The organism is Daejeonella sp. (assembly GCF_046590655.1).
Classification (GTDB): Bacteria; Bacteroidota; Bacteroidia; order Sphingobacteriales; family Sphingobacteriaceae; genus Daejeonella.
In genome coordinates this window covers 1-21576 of sequence record NZ_JBKJUM010000006.1, presented here as the reverse complement: position 1 = coordinate 21576, position 21576 = coordinate 1, and the positions used below count along the sequence as shown (strand labels likewise).

20 protein-coding genes are annotated in these 21576 nt (G+C 41.2%); 8 read left to right on the top strand and 12 right to left on the bottom strand.

Annotation, left to right across the window (positions count from 1 at the left end; all coding sequences use genetic code 11):
* Positions 1 to 28: 28 nt before the first annotated feature.
* Positions 29 to 1771, top strand: a complete 1743-nt coding sequence (locus ACLL8Z_RS00390; RefSeq protein WP_411272760.1) for a pyruvate dehydrogenase complex dihydrolipoamide acetyltransferase — start codon at positions 29 to 31, stop codon at positions 1769 to 1771.
* 33 nt (positions 1772 to 1804) lie between these two features.
* On the opposite strand, the gene ACLL8Z_RS00385 is transcribed toward ACLL8Z_RS00390, so the two are convergent.
* On the bottom strand, positions 1805 to 2548 hold the full coding sequence (locus ACLL8Z_RS00385; protein ID WP_411272759.1) for a DUF4197 domain-containing protein: 744 nt from the start codon (positions 2546 to 2548) through the stop codon (positions 1805 to 1807).
* Positions 2549 to 2628: 80 nt separating this feature from the next.
* Entirely contained in the window at positions 2629 to 3360 is a 732-nt protein-coding gene (locus ACLL8Z_RS00380) for a DUF4197 domain-containing protein (RefSeq protein WP_411272758.1), read from the bottom strand.
* A gap of 207 nt (positions 3361 to 3567) precedes the next feature.
* Here ACLL8Z_RS00380 and ACLL8Z_RS00375 point away from each other — a divergent pair, with 207 nt between their 5' ends.
* From ACLL8Z_RS00375 to ACLL8Z_RS00365, 3 genes are read left to right on the top strand one after another with little or no spacing between them, the layout of a single operon-like run.
* Positions 3568 to 4146: an RNA polymerase sigma factor gene (locus ACLL8Z_RS00375; protein WP_411272757.1), complete on the top strand. Its 579-nt coding sequence runs from the start codon at positions 3568 to 3570 to the stop codon at positions 4144 to 4146.
* The gene (locus ACLL8Z_RS00370; RefSeq protein ID WP_411272756.1) at positions 4136 to 4894 is read left to right on the top strand and encodes an energy transducer TonB; all 759 of its coding nucleotides are present in this window, start codon (positions 4136 to 4138) and stop codon (positions 4892 to 4894) included. The genes ACLL8Z_RS00375 and ACLL8Z_RS00370 overlap by 11 nt, the downstream gene beginning before the upstream one ends.
* A gap of 59 nt (positions 4895 to 4953) precedes the next feature.
* On the top strand, positions 4954 to 6810 hold the full coding sequence (locus ACLL8Z_RS00365) for a M1 family metallopeptidase (RefSeq protein ID WP_411272755.1): 1857 nt from the start codon (positions 4954 to 4956) through the stop codon (positions 6808 to 6810).
* A gap of 65 nt (positions 6811 to 6875) precedes the next feature.
* Here the strand turns inward: ACLL8Z_RS00365 and ACLL8Z_RS00360 are convergent, their stop codons facing one another.
* The 6 genes from ACLL8Z_RS00360 to ACLL8Z_RS00335 form a co-directional block, all read right to left on the bottom strand.
* On the bottom strand, positions 6876 to 7931 hold the full coding sequence (locus ACLL8Z_RS00360) for an anion permease (protein WP_411272754.1): 1056 nt from the start codon (positions 7929 to 7931) through the stop codon (positions 6876 to 6878).
* Between the two features lie 26 nt (positions 7932 to 7957).
* A complete protein-coding gene (locus ACLL8Z_RS00355; protein ID WP_411272753.1) occupies positions 7958 to 8605 on the bottom strand; it encodes a DUF47 domain-containing protein in 648 nt (215 codons plus the stop codon).
* Positions 8606 to 8679: 74 nt separating this feature from the next.
* Positions 8680 to 9705 carry a sensor histidine kinase gene (locus tag ACLL8Z_RS00350; protein ID WP_411272752.1) on the bottom strand — a complete coding sequence of 342 codons (1026 nt, stop codon included), beginning with the start codon at positions 9703 to 9705 and terminating at the stop codon, positions 8680 to 8682.
* A 16-nt stretch (positions 9706 to 9721) separates the two neighbouring features.
* Positions 9722 to 10840: an NAD(P)/FAD-dependent oxidoreductase gene (locus ACLL8Z_RS00345; RefSeq protein ID WP_411272751.1), complete on the bottom strand. Its 1119-nt coding sequence runs from the start codon at positions 10838 to 10840 to the stop codon at positions 9722 to 9724.
* Position 10841: 1 nt separating this feature from the next.
* The gene (locus ACLL8Z_RS00340; protein ID WP_411272750.1) at positions 10842 to 11549 is read right to left on the bottom strand and encodes a methyltransferase domain-containing protein; all 708 of its coding nucleotides are present in this window, start codon (positions 11547 to 11549) and stop codon (positions 10842 to 10844) included.
* On the bottom strand, positions 11542 to 12663 hold the full coding sequence (locus tag ACLL8Z_RS00335; RefSeq protein ID WP_411272749.1) for a type III polyketide synthase: 1122 nt from the start codon (positions 12661 to 12663) through the stop codon (positions 11542 to 11544). Before ACLL8Z_RS00335 ends, ACLL8Z_RS00340 begins: the two co-directional genes overlap by 8 nt.
* 115 nt (positions 12664 to 12778) lie before the next feature.
* On the opposite strand from ACLL8Z_RS00335, the gene ACLL8Z_RS00330 reads away from it, so the two are divergent.
* Positions 12779 to 13663: a UbiA family prenyltransferase gene (locus ACLL8Z_RS00330; RefSeq protein WP_411272748.1), complete on the top strand. Its 885-nt coding sequence runs from the start codon at positions 12779 to 12781 to the stop codon at positions 13661 to 13663.
* Here ACLL8Z_RS00330 and ACLL8Z_RS00325 read toward each other — a convergent pair.
* Positions 13660 to 14340 (bottom strand): HD domain-containing protein, encoded by a 681-nt coding sequence (locus ACLL8Z_RS00325; protein ID WP_411272747.1) that lies wholly within the window; start codon positions 14338 to 14340, stop codon positions 13660 to 13662. The genes ACLL8Z_RS00330 and ACLL8Z_RS00325 overlap by 4 nt on opposite strands.
* On the bottom strand, positions 14303 to 15478 hold the full coding sequence (locus tag ACLL8Z_RS00320; RefSeq protein WP_411272746.1) for a class I SAM-dependent RNA methyltransferase: 1176 nt from the start codon (positions 15476 to 15478) through the stop codon (positions 14303 to 14305). The genes ACLL8Z_RS00325 and ACLL8Z_RS00320 overlap by 38 nt, the downstream gene beginning before the upstream one ends.
* Before the next feature lie 143 nt (positions 15479 to 15621).
* On the opposite strand from ACLL8Z_RS00320, the gene ACLL8Z_RS00315 reads away from it, so the two are divergent.
* The gene (locus tag ACLL8Z_RS00315) at positions 15622 to 15987 is read left to right on the top strand and encodes a DUF3127 domain-containing protein (RefSeq protein WP_411272745.1); all 366 of its coding nucleotides are present in this window, start codon (positions 15622 to 15624) and stop codon (positions 15985 to 15987) included.
* 213 nt (positions 15988 to 16200) lie between these two features.
* Here ACLL8Z_RS00315 and ACLL8Z_RS00310 read toward each other — a convergent pair whose 3' ends face one another.
* Positions 16201 to 17250, bottom strand: a complete 1050-nt coding sequence (locus tag ACLL8Z_RS00310) for a T9SS type A sorting domain-containing protein (protein ID WP_411272744.1) — start codon at positions 17248 to 17250, stop codon at positions 16201 to 16203.
* A 129-nt stretch (positions 17251 to 17379) separates the two neighbouring features.
* On the opposite strand from ACLL8Z_RS00310, the gene ACLL8Z_RS00305 reads away from it, so the two are divergent.
* Together ACLL8Z_RS00305 and ACLL8Z_RS00300 are read left to right on the top strand one after the other, a co-directional pair.
* A complete protein-coding gene (locus ACLL8Z_RS00305; RefSeq protein ID WP_411272743.1) occupies positions 17380 to 19227 on the top strand; it encodes a sensor histidine kinase in 1848 nt (615 codons plus the stop codon).
* Positions 19228 to 19344: 117 nt separating this feature from the next.
* Positions 19345 to 20040: a response regulator transcription factor gene (locus tag ACLL8Z_RS00300; RefSeq protein WP_411272742.1), complete on the top strand. Its 696-nt coding sequence runs from the start codon at positions 19345 to 19347 to the stop codon at positions 20038 to 20040.
* Between the two features lie 204 nt (positions 20041 to 20244).
* On the opposite strand, the gene ACLL8Z_RS00295 is transcribed toward ACLL8Z_RS00300, so the two are convergent.
* On the bottom strand, positions 20245 to 21576 hold a 1332-nt coding region (locus ACLL8Z_RS00295), incomplete at its 5' end, for an aldehyde dehydrogenase family protein (protein WP_411272741.1).

Here is a 21576-nt window from a genome sequence, read left to right as displayed (position 1 = left end):
AACGATCAAATACTAACCTGGAATACAGATGGCTGAAGTAATTAAAATGCCTAAAATGAGCGATACGATGACTGAGGGAGTTATCGCTAAATGGCATAAAAAAGTTGGTGATAAAGTGAAGTCCGGAGATCTTATGGCTGAGATCGAAACTGATAAAGCTACCATGGACTTTGAATCTTACCAGGAAGGTACTTTATTATATATTGGGGCACAAGAAGGGTCAGCCGCCCCTGTTGATTCGGTAATTGCTGTTATAGGTAATGAAGGTGAAGATTATAAAGCTGCGTTAGATGGTGCGCCTTCAGAAGCACCTGGTATAGAAAATAAAGCAACCGTTGAAGCCCCTGCCAAAAGCGAAGAGCCTGCTGCAGATTCCCCAAAAGCTGAAGATACAAAACCCTCGGCCGGAGAAGCTGCCGATGATAGTTCGTCAGATCCAGATGCCGCAGCTTCTGCCGTAGGCGCAACTATAATTCGTATGCCGCTATTAAGCGACACTATGACGGAAGGCGTTATTGCCGAATGGCACAAAAAAGTCGGAGATAAAGTGAAGAGCGACGATGCGCTTGCAGATGTGGAAACAGATAAGGCAACGATGGAGGTTGTTGGTTATGCGGAAGGTACATTATTATACATTGGAGTTGAAAAGGGGCTGGCTGCAAAAGTCAATGGAATTATAGCAATTGTGGGCAAAGAAGGAACTGATGTGGCTCCTTTGTTAAAGTCGGGTTCTGCTCCAAAAGCAGCAGCAACACCTGCTGAGACCGCTTCTCCTGAGGAAGTAAAAACCACTTCCCCTCAATCCTCAACCGAACAAAAAACAGTGAAGCAGGAAATTCAAATTGATTCTTCTTCACGGGTTAAAGCATCACCTCTGGCGCGTAAAATAGCAAAAGATAAGGGGATAAATATTGATGAGGTAAAAGGAAGTGCTGAAGGTGGCCGAATAGTAAAGAAGGATATCGAAGGCTTTACCCCATCAACTCAAAAGATTGCTGAATCAGATCCCGCTAGTTCTCTAGCTCCGGCTGCAACTAACGCTGATTCTACCGGCTCAACCGCTGTAACACTTCCTCAGTTTATTGGAGAAGAAAAATATACAGAGAAGCCGGTCTCTCAAATGCGTAAGGTTATTGCAAAACGTTTATCTGAGAGCTTATTCACCGCGCCGCATTTCTATCTCACAATGGCTATAGATATGGATAGGGCAATCCAGGCTAGAAATACGATCAATGAATTCGCATCAATTAAAATCTCGTTCAACGATATTGTTTTGAAAGCTGTTGCTATAGCTTTGAAACAACATCCAAACGTTAACTCTTCCTGGTTGGGAGATAAAATCCGCTACAACGAGCACGTAAATATTGGTGTTGCAGTAGCCGTTGAAGATGGTTTACTGGTGCCCGTAGTTCGTTTTGCAGACGGGAAATCATTATCACATATATCTGCTGAAGTCAAGGATTTCGCACAGCGTGCAAAAACAAAAAAATTGCAGCCTTCGGATTGGGAGGGCTCAACATTTACTATTTCTAATCTGGGGATGTTTGGAATTGATGAATTTACAGCAATAATAAATCCACCCGACGCATGTATCCTTGCTGTAGGCGGCATCTCACAGATTCCGGTTGTAAAGAATGGGCAAGTTGTTCCAGGAAATGTGATGAAAGTTACCTTAAGCTGTGATCACCGTGTTGTTGATGGAGCTACCGGATCAGCTTTTTTGCAGACTTTGAAGTCTTTACTCGAGGAACCCGTAAGGTTATTGGTTTAATTAAATGATGCGGAAAACGATTTTTCGCATCATTTAATTCTTCGAATCTGCATACCCGAACACCTTTTGTAATAGCGCCGACTTCCTCGCTCCCGAGTTTGAGCGGATTTGCAGTTCTTCCTGGGCCACTTCATAAAATAAACCATCCATTGCTTTCTGCGTTGCGTAGGCTGTAAGGTCAGTTTGAACTTTAGTAACGAAAGGAACATTATTGTAGCGTGTGCTCATATCGGTCCAGTACCTGGTAGCTTCGGTTTTGTTAAGAGCCTCAGCAATTATAGGCTGGAACTTGGCGTTCAAAGCATCGCTGGTGACCCGCTGAAAATAAGATGTAGCCGTATTTTTTTCCTTACTGAGAAGAATGTTTGTCGCATCCTGAAGGGTCATTTGTTTTAATGCAGAGATAAAAATTGGTTTTGCTTCTTTGACAGCAAGTTCAGCGGCACGGTTCATACTCATTATAAAATCGTCGCAGGGCTTATTTAGTCCCAAACCCCTTAAAGTTTTTTCAACTTTTTGAGCTTCCGGAGGAAATAACAACTTTACGGCAGTATTACCAAGAAAGCCATTTTCGGTTGACAGCCTTCCGGTTCCAGCCGAGATGCCGATTTCCAGGGCTTCTTTTAAAGCACTTCCAATTTCCAACTGGCTAGGTGCGCTGCCCTGTGCCATAGAATTGGCCGCCTGTTTCAAAACACCAGGTATTTTTATTTGGGCACTGGAGGTATAGGTGACGGTCAGTGCCGCAACTGATAAAATTAGAGTCCTAAGTTTCATGATGTAAATTTAACAGGAAAATAAAGGTTAAAGTGATGGAAGTATACGGTGGTATATACGTCATTCATGAAGTTTGGTGATTAACCCCTGTTCCTGTCCGCGTAAGCAAATACCTTTTGTAGCAGCGGCGTACTGCGCGCAGATATCCTGGTTCTTATTTTCAGCTCTTCCTGAGCGATCTCAAAAAATATCCCATCTATTGCTCTGCCTGTTACAAATGAACTCAGGTCTGGGTTAACTTTTCCAACTAATGGAATTCTGTTGTAAGCGTTAATTGCATCAGACCAATGACGTGTTGCACCAACTTTCTGGAGGTTACTTTCAATTATTGGTCGAAATCGATCGGCTAGTTGTTGGCTGGTCACTCTTTTAAAATATAAAGTAGCTGCGTCTTGCTGGCCGCCAAGCAGGATATTTGTTGCATCCGAGAAGGTCATTCCCTTAACTGCAGAAATAAAAATTGGTTTTGCCTCGATTGCTGCGGCTTCTGCCGCCCGATTAATGCTTAGAATTACGTTATCGGCAAGATTATTTAAACCCACACTTCTTAAAGTCCGCTCCACTTTCTGCGCTTCTTCCGGGAACAAGATTTTAATCGCAGCATTTGCAAAGAAGCCATCAGTGGCTGAAAGCCTGTCGGCACTTGACGAAGTTCCGAATTCCAGAGCTTGCTTTAGTCCCAGAGAGATTTCAGAAGGTGTTGGATTGCCAAAGCCCGCCTGACTTAAAACCTGCGTAGCCTGATTTAAAGTGTCGCAGCTTGCAAAGAATAGAATAACAAAAGCCGACAATGTTAATTTTAGAGATCTCATATTGTGTTTAATAAGCAGGAATCCATAATTTATATTATTGGATAGGACCAATGATCAATTTTTTTATAATTATAGCAAATCCTTTGCCATTAATGTTTTGCTGGAATTGTTGTGCAGTCATTGGATCAATTTAATTCAAACAGTGATGGTATTTACCAAAATCCACATAATATTTTTTATACTTGATCGATTAAAGCCTTAAATGTTTTGAAATTTATTAAGGGTACTTCCGGTAAAGGTGATTTTGATGAGCATGCAATGCTGCTCGAATATCGAAAAACTGGAGATCTTGAAGTATTGGGAAGGCTTTACGAAAGTTATATGCCCCTCGTGTTTGGCTTGTGTCTAAAATATTTTAAAGATGAGGAGCTGAGCAAAGATGCAGTAATGCAGATTTTCGAAGAGTTGGTTAAAAAGTTGAAGATTCATGAGGTGAGTAATTTCAAAAGCTGGCTATATACCTTGTCACGGAACTATTGCTTAATGATTATACGCTCTTCTTCGAAGCATGAATTTGTGCCTATTGAAGAAAACGTTATGGAAAATGGAGGTTTCGTACATCTAGATATAGATGAGGCTCGTGAAAACAAACTTCATACAATGGAGAAATGCATAGAGAAACTACCTGCTGAGCAAAAAGACACTATAAGTCTTTTTTACCTTGAGCAGAAATGTTATAAGGATGTTTCCGATATTACAGGATATGACCTTAATAAAGTAAAGAGCTATATCCAGAACGGAAAGCGGAATCTCAAAATTTGTATAGAAAAGAACGGTGAAAAATAATTATCCTGATAGTCTGACAATTCAGCAATACCTCGAAGGTAAACTTGATCCTGACATGGCCCATCAGCTTGAAAGGCAAGCTCTTGATGATCCATTTCTATGGGAGGCGCTTGAAGGGTATTCAGTCTACAGAGATCCCGCTGCAGATTTAAGCATTCTTCAAAGGCAATTGCATGAACGAATCGTTCATTCTCAAGAAAATAAGAAAGTATTTGATCTTACCTGGCAAAGGCTGAGCGTTGCTGCTGCCGCGGCAGTTATGTTCGTGTCTGCAGGCATTTTGTTTTGGATGATTACTCCGAAGTTGCCCGAACGTCTTGCATCTCAGTCGCAGCAGCCGGTTGAGGTAAATGTAATTGACAGAGATTCTGTAGAGTCGGTAATCAAAAATAATGATGAGAATGTAATTGCATCCCAAAAAGGGAAAGGAGCAAACTTAGGTCAATCTGAAGCTACAGTGGTTGCCACCCGAGTCAATAATGCACCAAAATCCGGCTGGCAGTCGTACCGCGAGTATCTCAAACTAAATACTACAAAATTTGCTTCTGATCCTAGTCTTGAAGGGTCAGTTTTACTTTCCTTTCAAATCGGATTAGACGGCAAGCCGACAAATATAAAAGTTAAAAAAGGCCTGAATGAAGCTTACAATTTGGAAGCTATTCGTATTCTCCGAAATGGCTCCGACTGGAGTACGGCCTCTGATGGAAGGACTTACCAAAGTCGCCTGGAAATTAGTTTTCAGCGATAAATAGCTGGTCTCAGTTCAATTCCTTTCTTTTCCCTAAATTTGAATTCAATCGCAGCATTATGAAAAAACTATTGATGTTAATACCGATATTATTTGCTTTTGCCTGTCAGACGAAAAGTGGAGATGAAACCAAAGATTCAGTTAAGGGTGTTAAAGATCCTCATTCATTCGCAGAGCCGATGAAGGCTGTAGTGAAACATCTCGATCTCAATATAAAAGTAGATTTTGATACAAAGATAATCTCTGGAAAAGCTAGCTGGACGATTGAGAATCCTGCCCAGGGTAATGAAATTGTTTTCGACGCAAGAAATCTCAAAATTAGCAAGGTTACATTAGGCGATGACGAAAAAGTAACCACTTTCAATCTGGGAGACGACACCAAATTTATGGGTCAAGCACTAAAAGTTAAAATTGATGAAGCTACAACCCTTGTTAATATACACTACACAACATCGGTTGATGCAGCTGCGGTGCAATGGCTGAACCCTCAGCAAACGGCAGGTAAAAAATATCCTTTCATGTTTACCCAATCACAAGCGATCCTTGCACGCACATGGATTCCTTGTCAGGATAGCCCAGGCATCAGGTTTACATACAATGCAACAGTTGCAGTTCCTAAAGACTTGCTGGCTCTGATGAGCGCTGAAAATCCTCAGCAGAAAAGTTCTGAGGGCATTTATACCTTTAAACAGCCAAATGCGATTCCCTCTTATTTAATGGCGCTGGCAGTGGGCGATATTGAGTTTAAAGCTGTGGATGAGCGAACCGGAGTTTATGCTGAGCCTGTTACACTTAAAAAAGCAGCTTACGAGCTTGCAGATATGGGCAAAATGACTACTGCGGCAGAAAAGATATACGGACCCTATAAGTGGGGGCGATATGACGTGTTAGTTCTTCCGCCAAGTTTTCCTTTTGGCGGTATGGAAAACCCAATGCTCACATTTGCAACACCTACTATTATTGCAGGTGACCGTTCGCTGGTGAGCCTTATAGCTCACGAGCTAGCACATAGCTGGAGCGGAAATTTGGTTACGAATGCCAACTGGAACGATTTCTGGCTTAATGAAGGATTTACCACTTATTTTGAACGACGGATTGTTGAGGATGTTTATGGCAAAGACGAAGCTAAAATGCAGGAGTTACTCGGGTATCAGGGATTACAAAATCTGATAACTGAAATGGGGGCTACTAATGCCGATACAAAACTTAAAGCAAATTTTGAGGGTCGGGATCCTGACGAGGGCGTCAGCGATATTGCATATGAAAAAGGGTATGCTCTATTAAGAACCATCGAAGAGGCTGTCGGACGCGAAAAGTTTGACATCTTTCTCCGAGGATATTTTGATTCTTATGCTTTTAAATCAGTAACGACAGAGGTGTTTCTTGCATATTTAGAGGCAAATCTAATTAAAGGTGATAAGGCCCTGCAGTCTGTGATTAATGTCGATTCCTGGGTTTACCAGCCCGGGCTACCAACAAATAGCCCGCCTGTTAGTTCTGCGAAATTCACAAGTTTGGATAGTCTGATCAGTCAGTGGCAGAAAACAGGTGATATTTTAGTTTTCGACACAAAGCTTTCAACTAATGAAGCATTATACCTGATTAGCCATTTGCCAGCCAATATAACGCTAAAGCAGATGGCTGATCTGGACAGGATTTTTAACTTTACAGCCTCAGGTAATTCGGAAATTCAGGCAGCCTGGTATACCCTCGCTGTTCGTATGAAATATACGCCGGCATACTCAAATACCGAAACTTTTTTAACGGAAGTAGGTAGACGCAAATTCTTAATGCCTCTTTATAAAGAAATGGTGAAAACGTCTGAAGGAAAAGAATGGGCTAAAAAAATCTATACTAGAGCCAGACCAAATTATCATTCAGTGGCTTATAATTCGATTGATGAAGTGTTGAAATAGTATCAGGTATCAGGTATCAAGATGGAAGGCGCAGAGTCGTTCTCAGGTACTTGATACTCACTTCCTTACAAAAATAAACTCAGCACCACATAAAGAAACGCTGCCAGCGCAGCAGACACAGGGATGGTTAAAATCCATGCCCACATCAAGCTGATTGTAACGCCCCATCTGACAGCAGAAACACGTTTGCTTAGACCTACGCCGATAATGGCGCCGGTAATGGTATGAGTTGTAGAAACTGGAATTTTAAAATGCTCAGTCATAAAAAGTGTAATTGCTCCGGCAGTTTCTGCAGCTACACCTTCAAGAGGAGTTACTTTTGTGATCTTGGTTCCCATCGTCTTAACAATTTTCCAGCCTCCGCTCATTGTTCCTGCAGCAATAGCAGTGTAACATGCGATGGGTATCCATTCAGGGATGTGATTAATTTTTACTTTTCCATCAACTACAGAATACCCAACATGAAGCCATGAAGACATGGTATCAACGCTCAGGTTCGCATCTTTAAGGTAAACAATAATTGCTGCAGCAATAATTCCCATAACCTTTTGGGCATCGTTTCCTCCATGTCCAAGACTGAAAAGGGCAGACGAAACCAACTGCAACTTTTTAAACCACCATTCCGCTTTCGATGGGTTGGCATATCGGCAAATGTTTATAATTATTACAGTAATAACATAAGCCATGATCAATCCGATTATTGGCGCCAGCACAATGAAGGCTGCAATTTTTCCAATCACTCCCAGATTTATTACATCAAGTCCGCCATGTGCAACTGCGGCTCCTGCAAAACCTCCAATTAATGTATGCGAAGAACTAGACGGGATACCAAACCACCATGTCAAGAGATTCCAACAGATTGCAGCAATGATACCCGCCAGAATAACGACAAGGTTGATATTCATGGTGTCTGCAGTTTTCGCAACGGTATCGGCTACATTTAAACTGAAGATCCAATACGCAAGAAAATTAAAAAACGCAGCCCAGGCTACGGCCTGAAATGGAGTAAGTACTTTGGTTGAAACTACTGTCGCAATAGAATTTGCAGCGTCATGAAAACCGTTGATATAATCAAACAGCAGCGCTAAAATTATGACGACAATTAATAATGTAAAACCCATGGATCTTAAGTGGTACCGTATAAATTTTAGGCGTTTTTCACAAGTATTGATTCCAGCACGTTGGCTGCATCTTCACACATATCTGTTGCATCTTCCAAAGCAGATAAGATCTCTTTATATTTTATCAACTTCACTGCATCTTTTTCATACATGAAGAGTTCGCCTACTGCCTTGTCAAACACATAATCAGCCTGATTTTCAATGCTGTTGATACGAACACACGAATCAGCAATAATGCGGACATTCTTAAGATCCCGAAGCTCGTGAATTGCTTTGTTTAAATCCTGGCAAGCTTGCAGGATAAGGCTAGCCAACTCTTTAATCGGAGGAGTAATTTCAGTGACCTGATACAGGTCAATCCGGCTTGCAGAGCCATGAATATAATCTGCGATATCATCCAGAGCACTAGCCAGACGATGAATATCTTCGCGATCAAATGGTGTTATGAAATTTTTGCTTAATTCGAGATGGATCTGGTGAGTGATCTCGTCGCCGGTATGCTCCAGATCTTCAATATCTTTAAAAAGTTCTTTCCTGCGCGTAAGGTCGTCTGTATTAAGCGCCTCCACAAGCTTTTCACCGAGACTTATCAGATTAGCGCTATCCTTTTCAAAAAGCGGGAAGAATTTTTTATCTTTTGGAATAAAGTACTGGAAAATACTGTTCAATGACATCTCATGAGGGTTTAAAGATTATGCAAAAATATCATACCAATGTTAAGTTAATGTTAACATTTAGGCCGGAGCGGTTACTTTAAATGCTCCAGTGTAAAACCAAAAGTGGAGCCGATATTCTCTGTACTTCTTACAGTTATTGTTTGCTGGTGCGCTTCAATAATATGTTTTACAATTGCCAGGCCAAGACCTGAACCACCGATCTGACGAGAACGGCTTTTATCGGTACGGTAAAATCGTTCAAATACCCTTGGAAGGTATTTTTCTTCTATTCCAATACCATCGTCGGTTATTTCAACGAGAATTTGGTCATGAAGTTCGAACGTTTTTATTGACGTTGTTCCTTTAGTTTTGCCGTATTTAAATGAGTTGTCTATAAGGTTCACCAAAACCTGCCTTATCTTTTCCCTGTCAGCATTTACCCATGATACATAATTGTACTTTTCCTTGAACTCCATGGTGACGTGATACTTCTTTGCCTTAAGCTCTAAAGACTCGATAACTTCAGTAATAAGTTCCGAAAGATCAAATTTCTCATAATCAACAGGTATCTCGCCGCTTTCCAGTTTGGATATCGCGTCCAGGTCTTTTATGAAAAAAGCCAGCCGATCAACGTTCTTTGCAGCCTTGTCCAGAAATTGCTTCGAAAGTTCCGGATCATCTATATCGTCCTCCTGTAATGCCTCTATGTACCCCTGTATAGCAAAGAGGGGCGTCTTAAGTTCATGAGAGATGTTAGAGAGAAATTCCCGTCTGAATTTTTCCTGTTCTTTGAGCTGGTCGATTTCAGACTTTTTATCCCGCGCCCATTCTTTTACTTCATGCTCAACGTCGTTAATAGGATCAGCACTAACGTACTCCCCCAATGCGTCTTTAAGGTCCCGGCCGAGCTTAAGGTTATGTATAAGTTTATAAATAAGCTTGATCTTACTGTAAACAAAGCGTTCTATCAGATAATAAAATACGGCGTATGAAATAATAAGTGAAATGGAAAATGTTATGATTACGTCGACCCATTTCTGCTGGAAATAGAAATTGATGATCGATAGAGACAATGCAACAGCTAGTGCATTAATAAAAACCAGAACCCATAGTTTCATAGAGCTAAATTACAATTTAAAAAACTTGGCCATGAGTCTTTTTAACTATCATTTTGTTAATCGCCGGTAAATTACTCAATGCTCCGACAGCTATTTCCGAGAGAAAGGGTTTTCCAAATAAATGCTGAATAATTCTCCCGGATCGCAATCGCCACACAAATTCTTTTCTCCATCTTCTGCTATAATCCTGCTCTAAAGCAAGCCTGTCGAAATTATGTTCAATGCCATGCCGGATGATACTTTCTGAAAGAATCTTGGCTGAATGTATTGCGATCGCCATCCCGTTTCCGCACAAGGGAGTTATCATACCCGCTGAATCTCCGCAAAAAAGCAAATGATTATCTATCAGCGTTTTTGGTTCAAAGGATATTTCATTAATTACTTCAGGCTTTTCAGTTATGAATTCGGAATTTTTAAAAAGATGCCTTAAAAAAGGATTTTTATGCAGCACATTTTCTTCCATTTCGACTATTCCCTGGTAGTTTTTCAGGTTAGCTGTGGAGGAAAGGTAGCAGAGATTGAATTTGTGATCTTCTATTTTGCAGACTCCCGCATATCCTCCGCTGAAATTATCAAGCCTGATGAGGTTATTGGGAAGGTCGGTTTTTATATGATACTTTACTCCTAAAAAAGGGCTACGATTGTAAAAGAATCTGCGCTTTAATTTTTGATCCAGGTTTGATCTTTTGCCATGGGCCGCAATGGCTAAAGCGGAGTGATGTATTCCGTTTTCGGCTGTTATTTCGAAAAATTCTTCTTTAAACTGAATATCGATAACTTTTTCAAACAGGAAGGTCACTCCCAGTTTTTCCGCATGTTCAAAAAGCAGCTTATCGAGCCGATAGCGGCTTAGTCCAAAGCCCCCCATGGGAAGTTCTGCTACAAGCTCCTTTCCCCTCTCCGTGGTTACTGACAGGCGGTTGATCTGAGATGCCCCCAGAACTGATAAATTAATTCCGAGTGACTGCAAGAAGGGCAATGCTTCGTTTGAAATATATTCTCCGCACACCCTATGAAAAGGATATCGTTTTTTTTCAAAGACAGTAACTTCGAATCCTCCTTTTTGCAATAAAATGGCCGAAGTTAAGCCTGCCAGGCCACCACCTATGACAATGAGTTTTTTATGCCCCCCCATTTCAATCAGGTTTTGTTGAATCGATACACAGTTGCCACCTAAATGCCCACATCCACCTGAGAGTATAGCTGCGGATTTCTGCTTTATGAAGCATGTTTTTAATGTCCGCACTTTTGAAACTTCGCATTACCGAAACTTTTGAATCGTGCTTAACCATTTCCGACTTTGAGAAAACAGATGTTAGCAGGCCAATCGAATGGTATGCAAACCAATGTCTGTGAAGATCATTTACAATAACTGCCGTAGTGGCACAATCTTTCATTTTTTCTATCAATTTAATCCATTCAGTATCTTGAAAATGGTGCGTAAACAGACTGGATATTACAATATCAAATTGATTTGTACCCAGGTTATCGCTCATAACATCCGATAGAATGTAACTGATCTCAGGAAAATCAATTGACTTTGCACGTGCATATTCAACTGCAGCAGAAGTAGCATCAATGCCAATTAAAGTGAGTTTCAGATTTCTTTTCCGGGCCCATAGGGCAATACGCCTCAGAGAATCTCCGCCTCCGCAACCCCAATCGCTGACAGACATTCCATCTTTCAGTTTTAGATCTTTAAAAGCGTTAAAGAATACCCGATAACCGCCAAGCATGGCATTAACAACTTCCAGCTCGTCCATAATCGGATCTATAACCCCATGGCCTAGCGAAAAGTCGTCCATCATTTCGTCTTCAGTACTCCTGCGACTAAAATCAGGCATCAATAATTTTTTTTAGAATCATGGATTCCACAGTCAGACCCGGTCCAAATGCAAATCCAAGGATATTTTTGCTAATACCTGCACCTTTTTCAGACAATGTTTTTTCAAGAACGAAAAGAATGCTTGCCGATGACATATTGCCATAGTCTCTTAGAACTTCATAGCTGAATTTATTCCTTTCGTGTGAAAATCCTAATGCAGTCTCCGCAGCTTCCAGGATTTTCCTTCCGCCCGGATGGATAGCATAGAGTTCGATATCATCTGCATTAAGGCCAGCTTTTTCAAGTAGCGTCTTAGCGACAGCGGGAATATGTTTAAATATTAGTTTGGAGACTTTTGATGTCAGCTTCATTTCAAAACCTTTATCACCAATATTCCAGCCCATTTCATTTTTTGCCGCAGGTATGAATTCTGAATAGAATGTGTCGAGCTGAAGAACGCTGCCAGATAGTGTGCGATGGCTGGAATTTTCAATAATCGCAGCTGCTGCTCCGTCTGAGAAAAGCGAGTTTGCTACCCAATTATCCAGGGTGTTTTCTTTTTGGAAATGAAGGGTGCATAATTCAATACATACTACCAAAACTTTTGCATCGCTTTGTGCGCGGCAGATGTAATCCGCAGTTTTGAGGGCGTTTAGGGCCCCGTAACATCCCATGAAGTTTATGCAGGTACGCTCAACACCGGGGTGCAATCCGAGTAACTCCACAAGATTAATATCGATTCCTGGTGCGTACATTCCGGTGCAGCTGACAGTTACCAGATGCGTTATTTTTGAGCTAAAATTTTCACTATAACTTTTCAAGCAGCTTTTAACTGCAGCTAAAGCTAAGCCGGCGGCCTCCTGCTGGTATTTTGCCATTCGCTTTTCAGTTCCAGGGAATGAGTTTTCATCCTCAGAATTTTCGAAAAGCAGCCGCCCTTCATTTGTTTTCTTACCGAAATCAGGAAGTACAGAGAATCGGAAGTCTATCCCGGAGTTATCATAAATATTTTTTAGGCGCGATGCGTTATTTTTATCCAGGTTGAATGCCTCGGCCATAAATTGGTAAATATCATGCTGGGGAGTCCGGTATTTTGGGTTAGCGGTACCAATCGCGGTTATACAACTGCTCATCAAGGGAAAGTACTAATTATTATCTTTATTGGTTTTCTTTCTAACATGTTTTTTCAGTACCTCTTTTAAATTCATTAAAGGCGCAGTGAATTACCTTATATTGTAATTTAGTAAAATGAATTCTCATTGGAAATTCTTACCAAGTAAATCGGCAATTTTACACTTGCGGTTCGCCTTTTCGTTTTTTCTATTACCGGTATTCCTTTTCGCATGCAGCCAGGCCCCGCAGGTAATTCTCATAAATACGATTCTGACCTTTGTCATCTGGCATCTACTTGTTTACCCGGCAAGTAATGGATATAACAGCTATTTTGACAAAGACGAGAATAGCATCGCTCTTATTGAAAAACCGCCAATCGTTGATAAAAGCCTGTATTATTTTTCTATTTTTCTGGATGTTGCGGGGATCCTATTAGCAGCAGCAGTCAGTTTGAGCTTATTCATAGCAGTAATTATTTACGGATTATTTTCAAAGTTATATAGCCATCCTTCAGTAAGGCTGAAAAAATACCCGATAGTGAGTTTTTTGATAGTTTTTATATTTCAGGGGGCATGTGTTTACTATAGCAGTTATGCTGCAATTTCAGGCCTGAATATCGTCCCCGGATGGAATCTCAATTTTATTATTGCCGGTTTAATATGTTCATGTCTTATCGGTGCAACATATCCGCTAACCCAGGTTTATCAGCATGCGGAGGATAGGGAGCGGGGTGACAGAACATTAAGCCTCGTCCTGGGAGTAAGAGGTTCTTTCTGGTTTTCTGCTGTGATGTTTGTAATCGCAGCTATTCTATTGTGGTTTTATTGGTATAGGTTAGATTTGATAACTCATTTCTGGCTTTTCTTGGTGATGGTAATTCCTGTATTAATCTTTTTTTGTTTCTGGTTCCTAAAGGTTTATAAAGATCCAGCTGAAGCCAATTTCAGAAATATGAACAAGATGACCTTATTAAGCGGCGGAATGATGGTGATCTATTTCGGTTTGCTAAACTTTATTTAGCGTTCACCATTCCATTCACTCTTGAATTGCCCCAAATAAAGTTCCATGAAACTATGGCGCTCCAGAGCAATCTGCCGGCCTGTTTCCGTATTCATTTGGTCCTTTAAAAGGAGCAATTTTTCGTAGAAGTGATTAATTGAAGGCGAAGAAGAGTTTTTATACTCTTCCTTTCTCATATTCATGGCCGGAGGAATTTCAGGATTGTAGATCTCCCGGTTTTTGAATCCACCGTAAGTAAAAGCTCTTGCTATCCCAATAGCTCCTATTGCATCAAGTCTGTCGGCGTCCTGTACTATCTCAAGTTCCCTGGAATGGAAATTAACAATACCCAGTCCCGATCGGAACGACATATTGCGAATTATTTCTTGAACATGCCTGATGATTTTTTCCTCGACATGGATTGATCTGAGAAAATCTCCGGCTTTCTGAGGGCCTATTTCTTCATCACCACCATTAAACTTACTATCATCAATATCATGAAGTAGAACGGCAAGCTCAACAACCAGCTGGTCGGCTTTCTCACTTGCCAGAATAAGTTTGGCATTATTGTATACACGATGGATATGCCACCAGTCGTGTCCAGCTTCGGCACCAGCCAGGGATTGTTTGACGAATTGCTCTGTTTGGGCGATGTGCACTTTATTCTCCGGGCTTTGGTTCACGCTTGCTGCCTTCATATAATTCATATTCCAAGAGCCTGCAGTCAAGCTTTCCATTATAGAATTCAACTCTTCGGGATGCCCGGAGGCCTATCTTTTTCGCCAGGTCAGGATTACCAGTAAAGATATAACCTTTGTAGCCTTTGCAGTGCTGCTTCATGAAATCCCCTATGCGCTTATAAGTTGCTTCAAGCTTTGAGTGAACACCCAGACGTTCCCCATATTCCGGGTTGAAAGCAACTATTCCCGGACCTTCCGGAACCTCAGTGTCTGCAAAGTCGCAAACTGCGAAATCTATAAGATGGTCGACGCCGGCAGTTTTCGCATTTCGCTGGGATACATCTATAGCATCTGCAGAAAGATCCGTTGCAAGTATGCGGGCTGGCATTTCCTTCTTAGATTGGTCTTTTAGCTTTCGTCTTTCCTTAAAAAACACTTCTTCTTCGTAGCCCATAATGTGCATGAAGCTATAATTCATGCGAAACAAGCCTGGCGTTTTATCTGTTGCAAGAAGTGCCGCCTCGATCGCCAAAGTTCCTGAACCGCACATTGGGACAATGAAAGGGGTTTTCTTATCCCATAGGGTTGCCATAATTACTCCGGCAGCCAGAGCTTCCAGCATTGGAGCTTTCCCGGGAATTTTGCGGTAACCATGTTTCGCTAATGTTTCTCCCGAAGTATCAATGAATATCTCGGCATCGTTTTCTTTCCAATATAAATGTATAACGGCTTTGTCAGCCTCGGGCCCCGTGTTCGGCCGGATCCCCTTCTTTTCCTTAATACGATCTACTATCGCATCCTTAACTTTAAGGTTTGCGAACAAGGGGGTTGTGATCGTTTCGTTATCAACGGTTGAGCTAACGGAAAAATATCCTGTAAAATCAATCAGTTCTTCCCACTCGATTTCCAGTAATTCCTTATAAAGCCGGGCCGGATTTTCTGCTGTGAAAGATTTGATAGAATACAAAACCTGGCTTGCGCATCTCAAGTTTAGATTTAGTGGAATACAGTCGTTAATTGAGCCTTCAAGCTCTACGCCTGTACTAAAAGCACGTACGATTTTATATCCTAATGCTTCAACTTCACGTTGCAAATAAGGCGATAAACGATTATTGCATGTGATGATGATTTTACTCTTATTGTGGAAAACTTGCATAATAATTTGCAAAGTTAACAATTAAAACCTGCCTTAATTTTATACTTTTACAATTGTATGCGAAGCCAGTTTTGTCCCACCCCAATGGACGGTTTTTCATCATTATATTATAGTTTAGAGGATATAATTAAATACAATTAACCATGGACATTAAAGGAAAAGTACATGAAATCTCACAGGTAATTACAGTGAGTGAAAAGTTCAAAAAACGTGAGCTGATATTAGAATATGCTGAAAATCCAACTTACCCGGAGTATGTGAAGTTTGAAGCCGTGCAGGATAAAGTAAATTTATTTGATAATGTTAAAGTTGGAGATCAGGTAGAGTTGTTCTTTAATCTACGCGGTCGGCCGTGGACAGATAAAACCGGCAAGACATCTTATTTCAATACACTTTCTGTGTGGAGATTAAATCCGCTTGGAGCTGAAACTTCATCGGCGTCTGCGCCAGAATACGCTGCACCCGTTGATATTACTTCTGCACCTGAGGACGATGATTTGCCGTTTTAATGAACTTTAACCGCTGAGGACGCAGAGTTTTTTTCCAGAGTTCGCAAAGTTGCAATGAACTTTGGCAAGATAACCTATGCGATATACAAACTTTGCGCTCTTAGCGCCTGCCGTCAGGCAGGTGTACTTTGCGTACTCTGTGGTAAAAACTAAAATTCAAAAGCCCCTTAATCGTATACACGTAAGGGGCTTTCTACTCTCATATAAACATACTTATTCTTTAACCAGCCTCTTCACATACCAGTTACCGTTCTGGCTTACCGCAACGTAATACACCCCGTTTTTCGGAAGGGTAAGTTGTTTAACATAATTGCCGCTAAATCCTGAAAGTTCGTCAGTAAAGATTGATTTCATGTCGCTATCATAAATTTTGATTTTTGCAGAATCTTTACTTGCTAAACTAAAGGAAAGAGTTATTTTTCCGTTTGAAAAATTAGGGAACAAAGTCAGGTCGCTAACATCAAGAGATTTAGTAATAGTTTCATTGCCGGTTATATTCTTTAATTGTTCCTTACTTGCATCGCCGATTCTAATGTTCATATGGCTGGAAATGCCGTCCTTATCAGTATGGTTATAATTGAATGAGGAAGAGTTATTTCTTTCCATAACACTTGGGAATAGCCTTTTTTCAAATCCCATAGCAGGTCCATCGCCCCGGAAAACCATTGCCCCTGGCATTCCTGTAGCCCTTTCACGATTCATCGTAATCACGCGTTTTCTTAAATTACTATCAAGTCCGAAGTTTTCGAAGCTATTTATCAAACTGTCCGCATTGAATTTAAAATTCATGCTGCTGTCTCCTCCGAAGCTAAACACCTGAAATTCTTTATCAAGAAGCATCCTATCACCATTAGGTTTTATCACTCTCAGGTCTCCGGGTTTGTTGCCTTTGAAATTATAGCTTCTCAATTCAGCGCCTATATCATTATTCCAAACAAGGGCATTTGGTTCTTTTACTTTTCGCGTAATCACAACGTCCTTATTACCCCCACCTTCCTTTCTAATCACCACTTCATCTCCGCGGGTGCGTATCGAAGAACCTCCTTTAAAATTTCTCTCCATCTCCTTAATTTCTCTCCGGAGTTTGGTGCGTTCATCGTTGCTAAGCTCACTAAATTTCTTTCCATTTACCGCGGTATCGCCATTATATATGATAATGCTGCGGGTTAGCCCATTTTTCTCCTGGCCATGAGCTGCATAGTCGGGTGCTACTGCTGCGATGGCAAACAGGCATAAAAGGCTTTTGAGTAAGTTCTTGTTCATGATGGTTTCGTTTGATTATATTTAAGCTTAACAAAAATATTGCAGCGAAGGGAGCCATTTTGTTAATGCTTTGTTAAAAAGTGTTAAAACTGGCTTGTCTTAGAGTCAGTTACGTATTTTTGTGATTGAATGAAGAAAAGGAGCATCAGTTTGATCATCGCTTTAATGGCTATTGCGCTTGTAGGTGTAATGGGGATGCAGCTCTATTTTTTCAGAGAATCCTATCAGTTACAGGAAAAACTCTTTGATCAATCAGTTCATGAAGCTCTCACAAGAGTAGTAGAGCGTATTGAAAAACGGGATGCGAATGATTTCCTTGTAAAAAAGGCAGAGAAAGCTGCAGTGTCAGTACCGAAAAAGGTTATTCAGAATCCAAGACTCCCTAAGATAGAGCAAGTTCTCCTAAATAAGCGTGCAGAAAAGTTTTACGATATGAAGTATGTACTTCGCGAAAAAAGAAAAGAGGATAGTATTTTTAGAATCCGGGATAGCATTTTCCTTGCCCGAAATCCGAACGTCCTGATCATTGATGATGCTTTATCTGCCGACGAATTAAAAGATCAGCAATTTAATCTGAGGGTTGACGTAACAGAATATTTTGATGCATTTGGCCAATTGCAGGAGAAAACTCACCAAACCTTATCCCGGATAAAAAATAATAGAATACCCGTTACTGCTTTTGGGGTAGGTGTTCCGGGCTCTGACCCGGTACGTGACTCGGTAAGGCAATATATCATTTTTGATGATGTGAACGGTACTTCGCTTCGTACAATTCCAAAACCGAAATTGCGTTTTAACATGCCGCATGTAACGCCGATTATCAGAAAGAAGAACAAGGTCGAAAAAGTCCAGGAACTACTGGCTGCCGAGACAAAGAAAGGAGATGTATTCAAGGATCTCTTTGAGGAATACGGTAAAGTAAGTCTTCCTTTAAGTAAAAGGATCCATCCTCAAACTCTTGATTCTATGCTTAGGATGGAACTTATTAATCGTTCAATCAACAGTGAGTTTGAATATAAGGTAACTTCAGCTAAAAGAGATTCGCTGATTTTCACACGCGCATCTAATCAGACAAAATTCCTGCCTTATAATAGTTATGAAATTCCACTTTTCCCAAAAGAAATCATTAGGGACTCCGGCATGCTGACGATAACATTCCCGGATAAGAACAGCGTCATACTGGCGAATCTTACGGCGATGATGAGTCTATCCGGTGGCTTGCTATTAATACTTATTTTCTGTTTTGGATATACCATTCATACTATCCTGATGCAGAAAAAATTGTCTGAAATGAAGACCGACTTTATCAATAATATGACCCATGAATTTAAGACTCCGGTTGCAACAATTATGATCGCAAGCGAGGCTCTTAGGGATCCTGAGCTTACGACAGATAAAAAGCGCATAGACAAGTTGGCCAATATTATTTATGATGAAAATGTGCGTCTGGGTAGTCATATTGAACGTGTATTGAATATTGCAAAAATTGACAAAGGAGATTTAACAATTGAACATAAAGATGTTGAAATGAATGACCTTCTTTCAGCGATTGTAGACAGCATGTCGCTACAGCTTCAAAAACGGAATGCGCATATTGATCTGGATTTGCAAGCCAGAAATTCTACGATAATGGGGGACGAACTTCATCTCTCAAATATAATTTTCAATCTTCTTGACAATGCTAACAAATACAGCACTGAGGATCCACAGATTAAGATAAGCACATTAAATTCGGGTAAGCACTTGATTATAAAAGTGGCTGATAAGGGAATCGGGATGAATCGGGATCAGCTTAGTAAAATATTTGATCAGTTCTACCGCATTCCTACTGGTAATCTGCACGATGTTAAGGGATTTGGCCTGGGCTTGAGCTACGTCAACAATATTGTAAAAAAATTACATGGAACAATTAAGGTGAGGAGTGAGAAAGACAGGGGTTCGGAGTTCGAAATTAGTTTTCCGTTGAAAACTGCTTGACTATCAGTCCCCGGAGTGATTAATTAAACGCAGAGGACACAGAGTTCGCGCAGAGGGTGCAATTGACCATATGGGTAAATATTTGACTGATTCCTCTGCGTTGCGGTAAAAAAACACATGAAAAAGATATTATTAGCCGAAGACGATCCCAATCTGGGAATGCTTTTACAGGATTACCTGCAATTGAAAGGAAAGTTTGAGGTTATCCTTTGTCAGGATGGGGAAGAGGCATTACGGGCCTTCACAAAGGAGCAATTCGATGTATGTATTTTTGATGTAATGATGCCTAAGAAAGATGGGTTTACCCTGGGAAGAGAGATACGCAAGATCAACCCGAAGGTGCCGATCATTTTCGCCACGGCAAAAGCTATGATTGAAGATAAGTCTGAAGCTTATAACCTGGGCGGGGATGATTATATAACTAAACCATTCAGGATAGAGGAATTACTGCTTCGTATCAATGCGCTGTTAAAGCGGGTGTCCGGACCGGATAATAGTGACTCCGCCGATCAGCCGACGAAATTTGATATCGGAAATTATAAGTTTGACTATACTGCCCAAATGATCAGTATAGGGCCTGATCAGCAAAAAGTTTCTACTAAAGAGGCAGAGCTTCTGCGTCTGCTTTGCCTTAAAAAGAATGAAGTATTAACACGGGAAGAAGCATTGATCAGTATCTGGCATGACGATAATTATTTCAATGGCAGAAGTATGGATGTATTCTTAAGCAAGCTACGGAAGTATTTAAAAGAGGACCCGAAGGTGGAGATTATTAACGTTCACGGGAAAGGGTACAAGCTGCTGGTTAACTAGTTGTACGTTGTACGTTATACGTTCTACGTCTGGGTTAAATGAAGTGGTAAGTTGTAGGTTGTAAGTTATAAGTCTGAATGACAATGTACATTCATATCCTACAAATGTACCGCTTAGAAGAAAAACTTAAAACCTATAACTTACAACCTATAACTTGAGCGTTAGCAAGAACACTTTAAACGTAAAACGTATAACGTACAACTCCTAAAGGTCAAACTTTATCCCCTGTGCCAGCGGCAATTTGTCAGAGTAATTTATCGTATTTGTTTGTCTGCGCATATAGGCTCTCCACGCATCCGAGCCCGATTCCCGTCCTCCTCCAGTTTCTTTCTCGCCGCCAAATGCACCACCAATCTCGGCGCCGGACGTACCGATATTCACATTAGCAATTCCGCAATCAGATCCTGCGAAGGATAAAAATTGTTCTGCTTCGCGGAGATTCAAGGTCATTATTGCAGAGGAAAGGCCTTGCGGAACACCATTCTGCATAGCTATAGCTTCGTCCAGGTTTTTATATTTCATGAGATATAAAATTGGAGCAAACGTTTCGTGCTGGACTATTTGATAGTCATTCTTAGCTTCTGCTATGCAGGGCTTAACATAACAGCCAGATTCGAAGCCTTCGCCATCCATCACACCGCCCTCAACCACGAATTTTCCACCCTCTTTCCTGCATTTCTCGATAGACTCAAGATAACTTTTCACAGCATCCTGATCAATCAGCGGGCCTACATGATTATGCTCATCTAATGGATTCCCGATCTTTAACTGTCCGTAGGCTTTCACCAGCTTATCCCTGAAATTATCATAAACGCTTTCATGGATGATCAGTCTTCGGGTGGAAGTACACCGTTGTCCTGCAGTACCAACTGCGCCAAATACCGCTCCGACAAGTGACATTTCAAGATCAGCATCTTTAGAGATAATGATCGCATTGTTCCCCCCAAGTTCCAGTAAACTTCGTCCCAAACGGGCACCAAGTGCAGCGCCCACAGCTTTACCCATCCGGGTTGAGCCCGTGGCAGAAACCAGAGGAACGCGTTTATCTTTGCTCATAGCCTCCCCAATAGTCCTGTCACCTATAACCATGCAGGAGACTCCTTCCGGAACCTGATTTGCTTCAAATACCTTTTGAATAATATGCTGGCAGGCAACTGCAGTCAATGGAGTTTTTTCGGATGGCTTCCACACACAAACGTTACCACAAACGATGGCAAGCGTGGCATTCCAGGCCCAAACTGCAACAGGGAAGTTGAATGCGGAAATTATGCCTACCACACCCAGAGGATGCCATTGTTCGTACATCCGGTGAGCGGGTCGTTCGGAGTGCATGGTCAATCCGTATAACTGACGGGAAAGTCCGACTGCAAAATCACAGATATCGATCATTTCCTGAACTTCCCCATAGCCCTCCTGTAGGCTTTTCCCCATTTCGTAGCTAACAAGTTTCCCCAAATCCTCTTTTTTCTCGCGCAGCGCATCGCCAAATTGACGAATAACGTCTCCGCGCTTGGGGGATGGCCATATCCGCCAGGT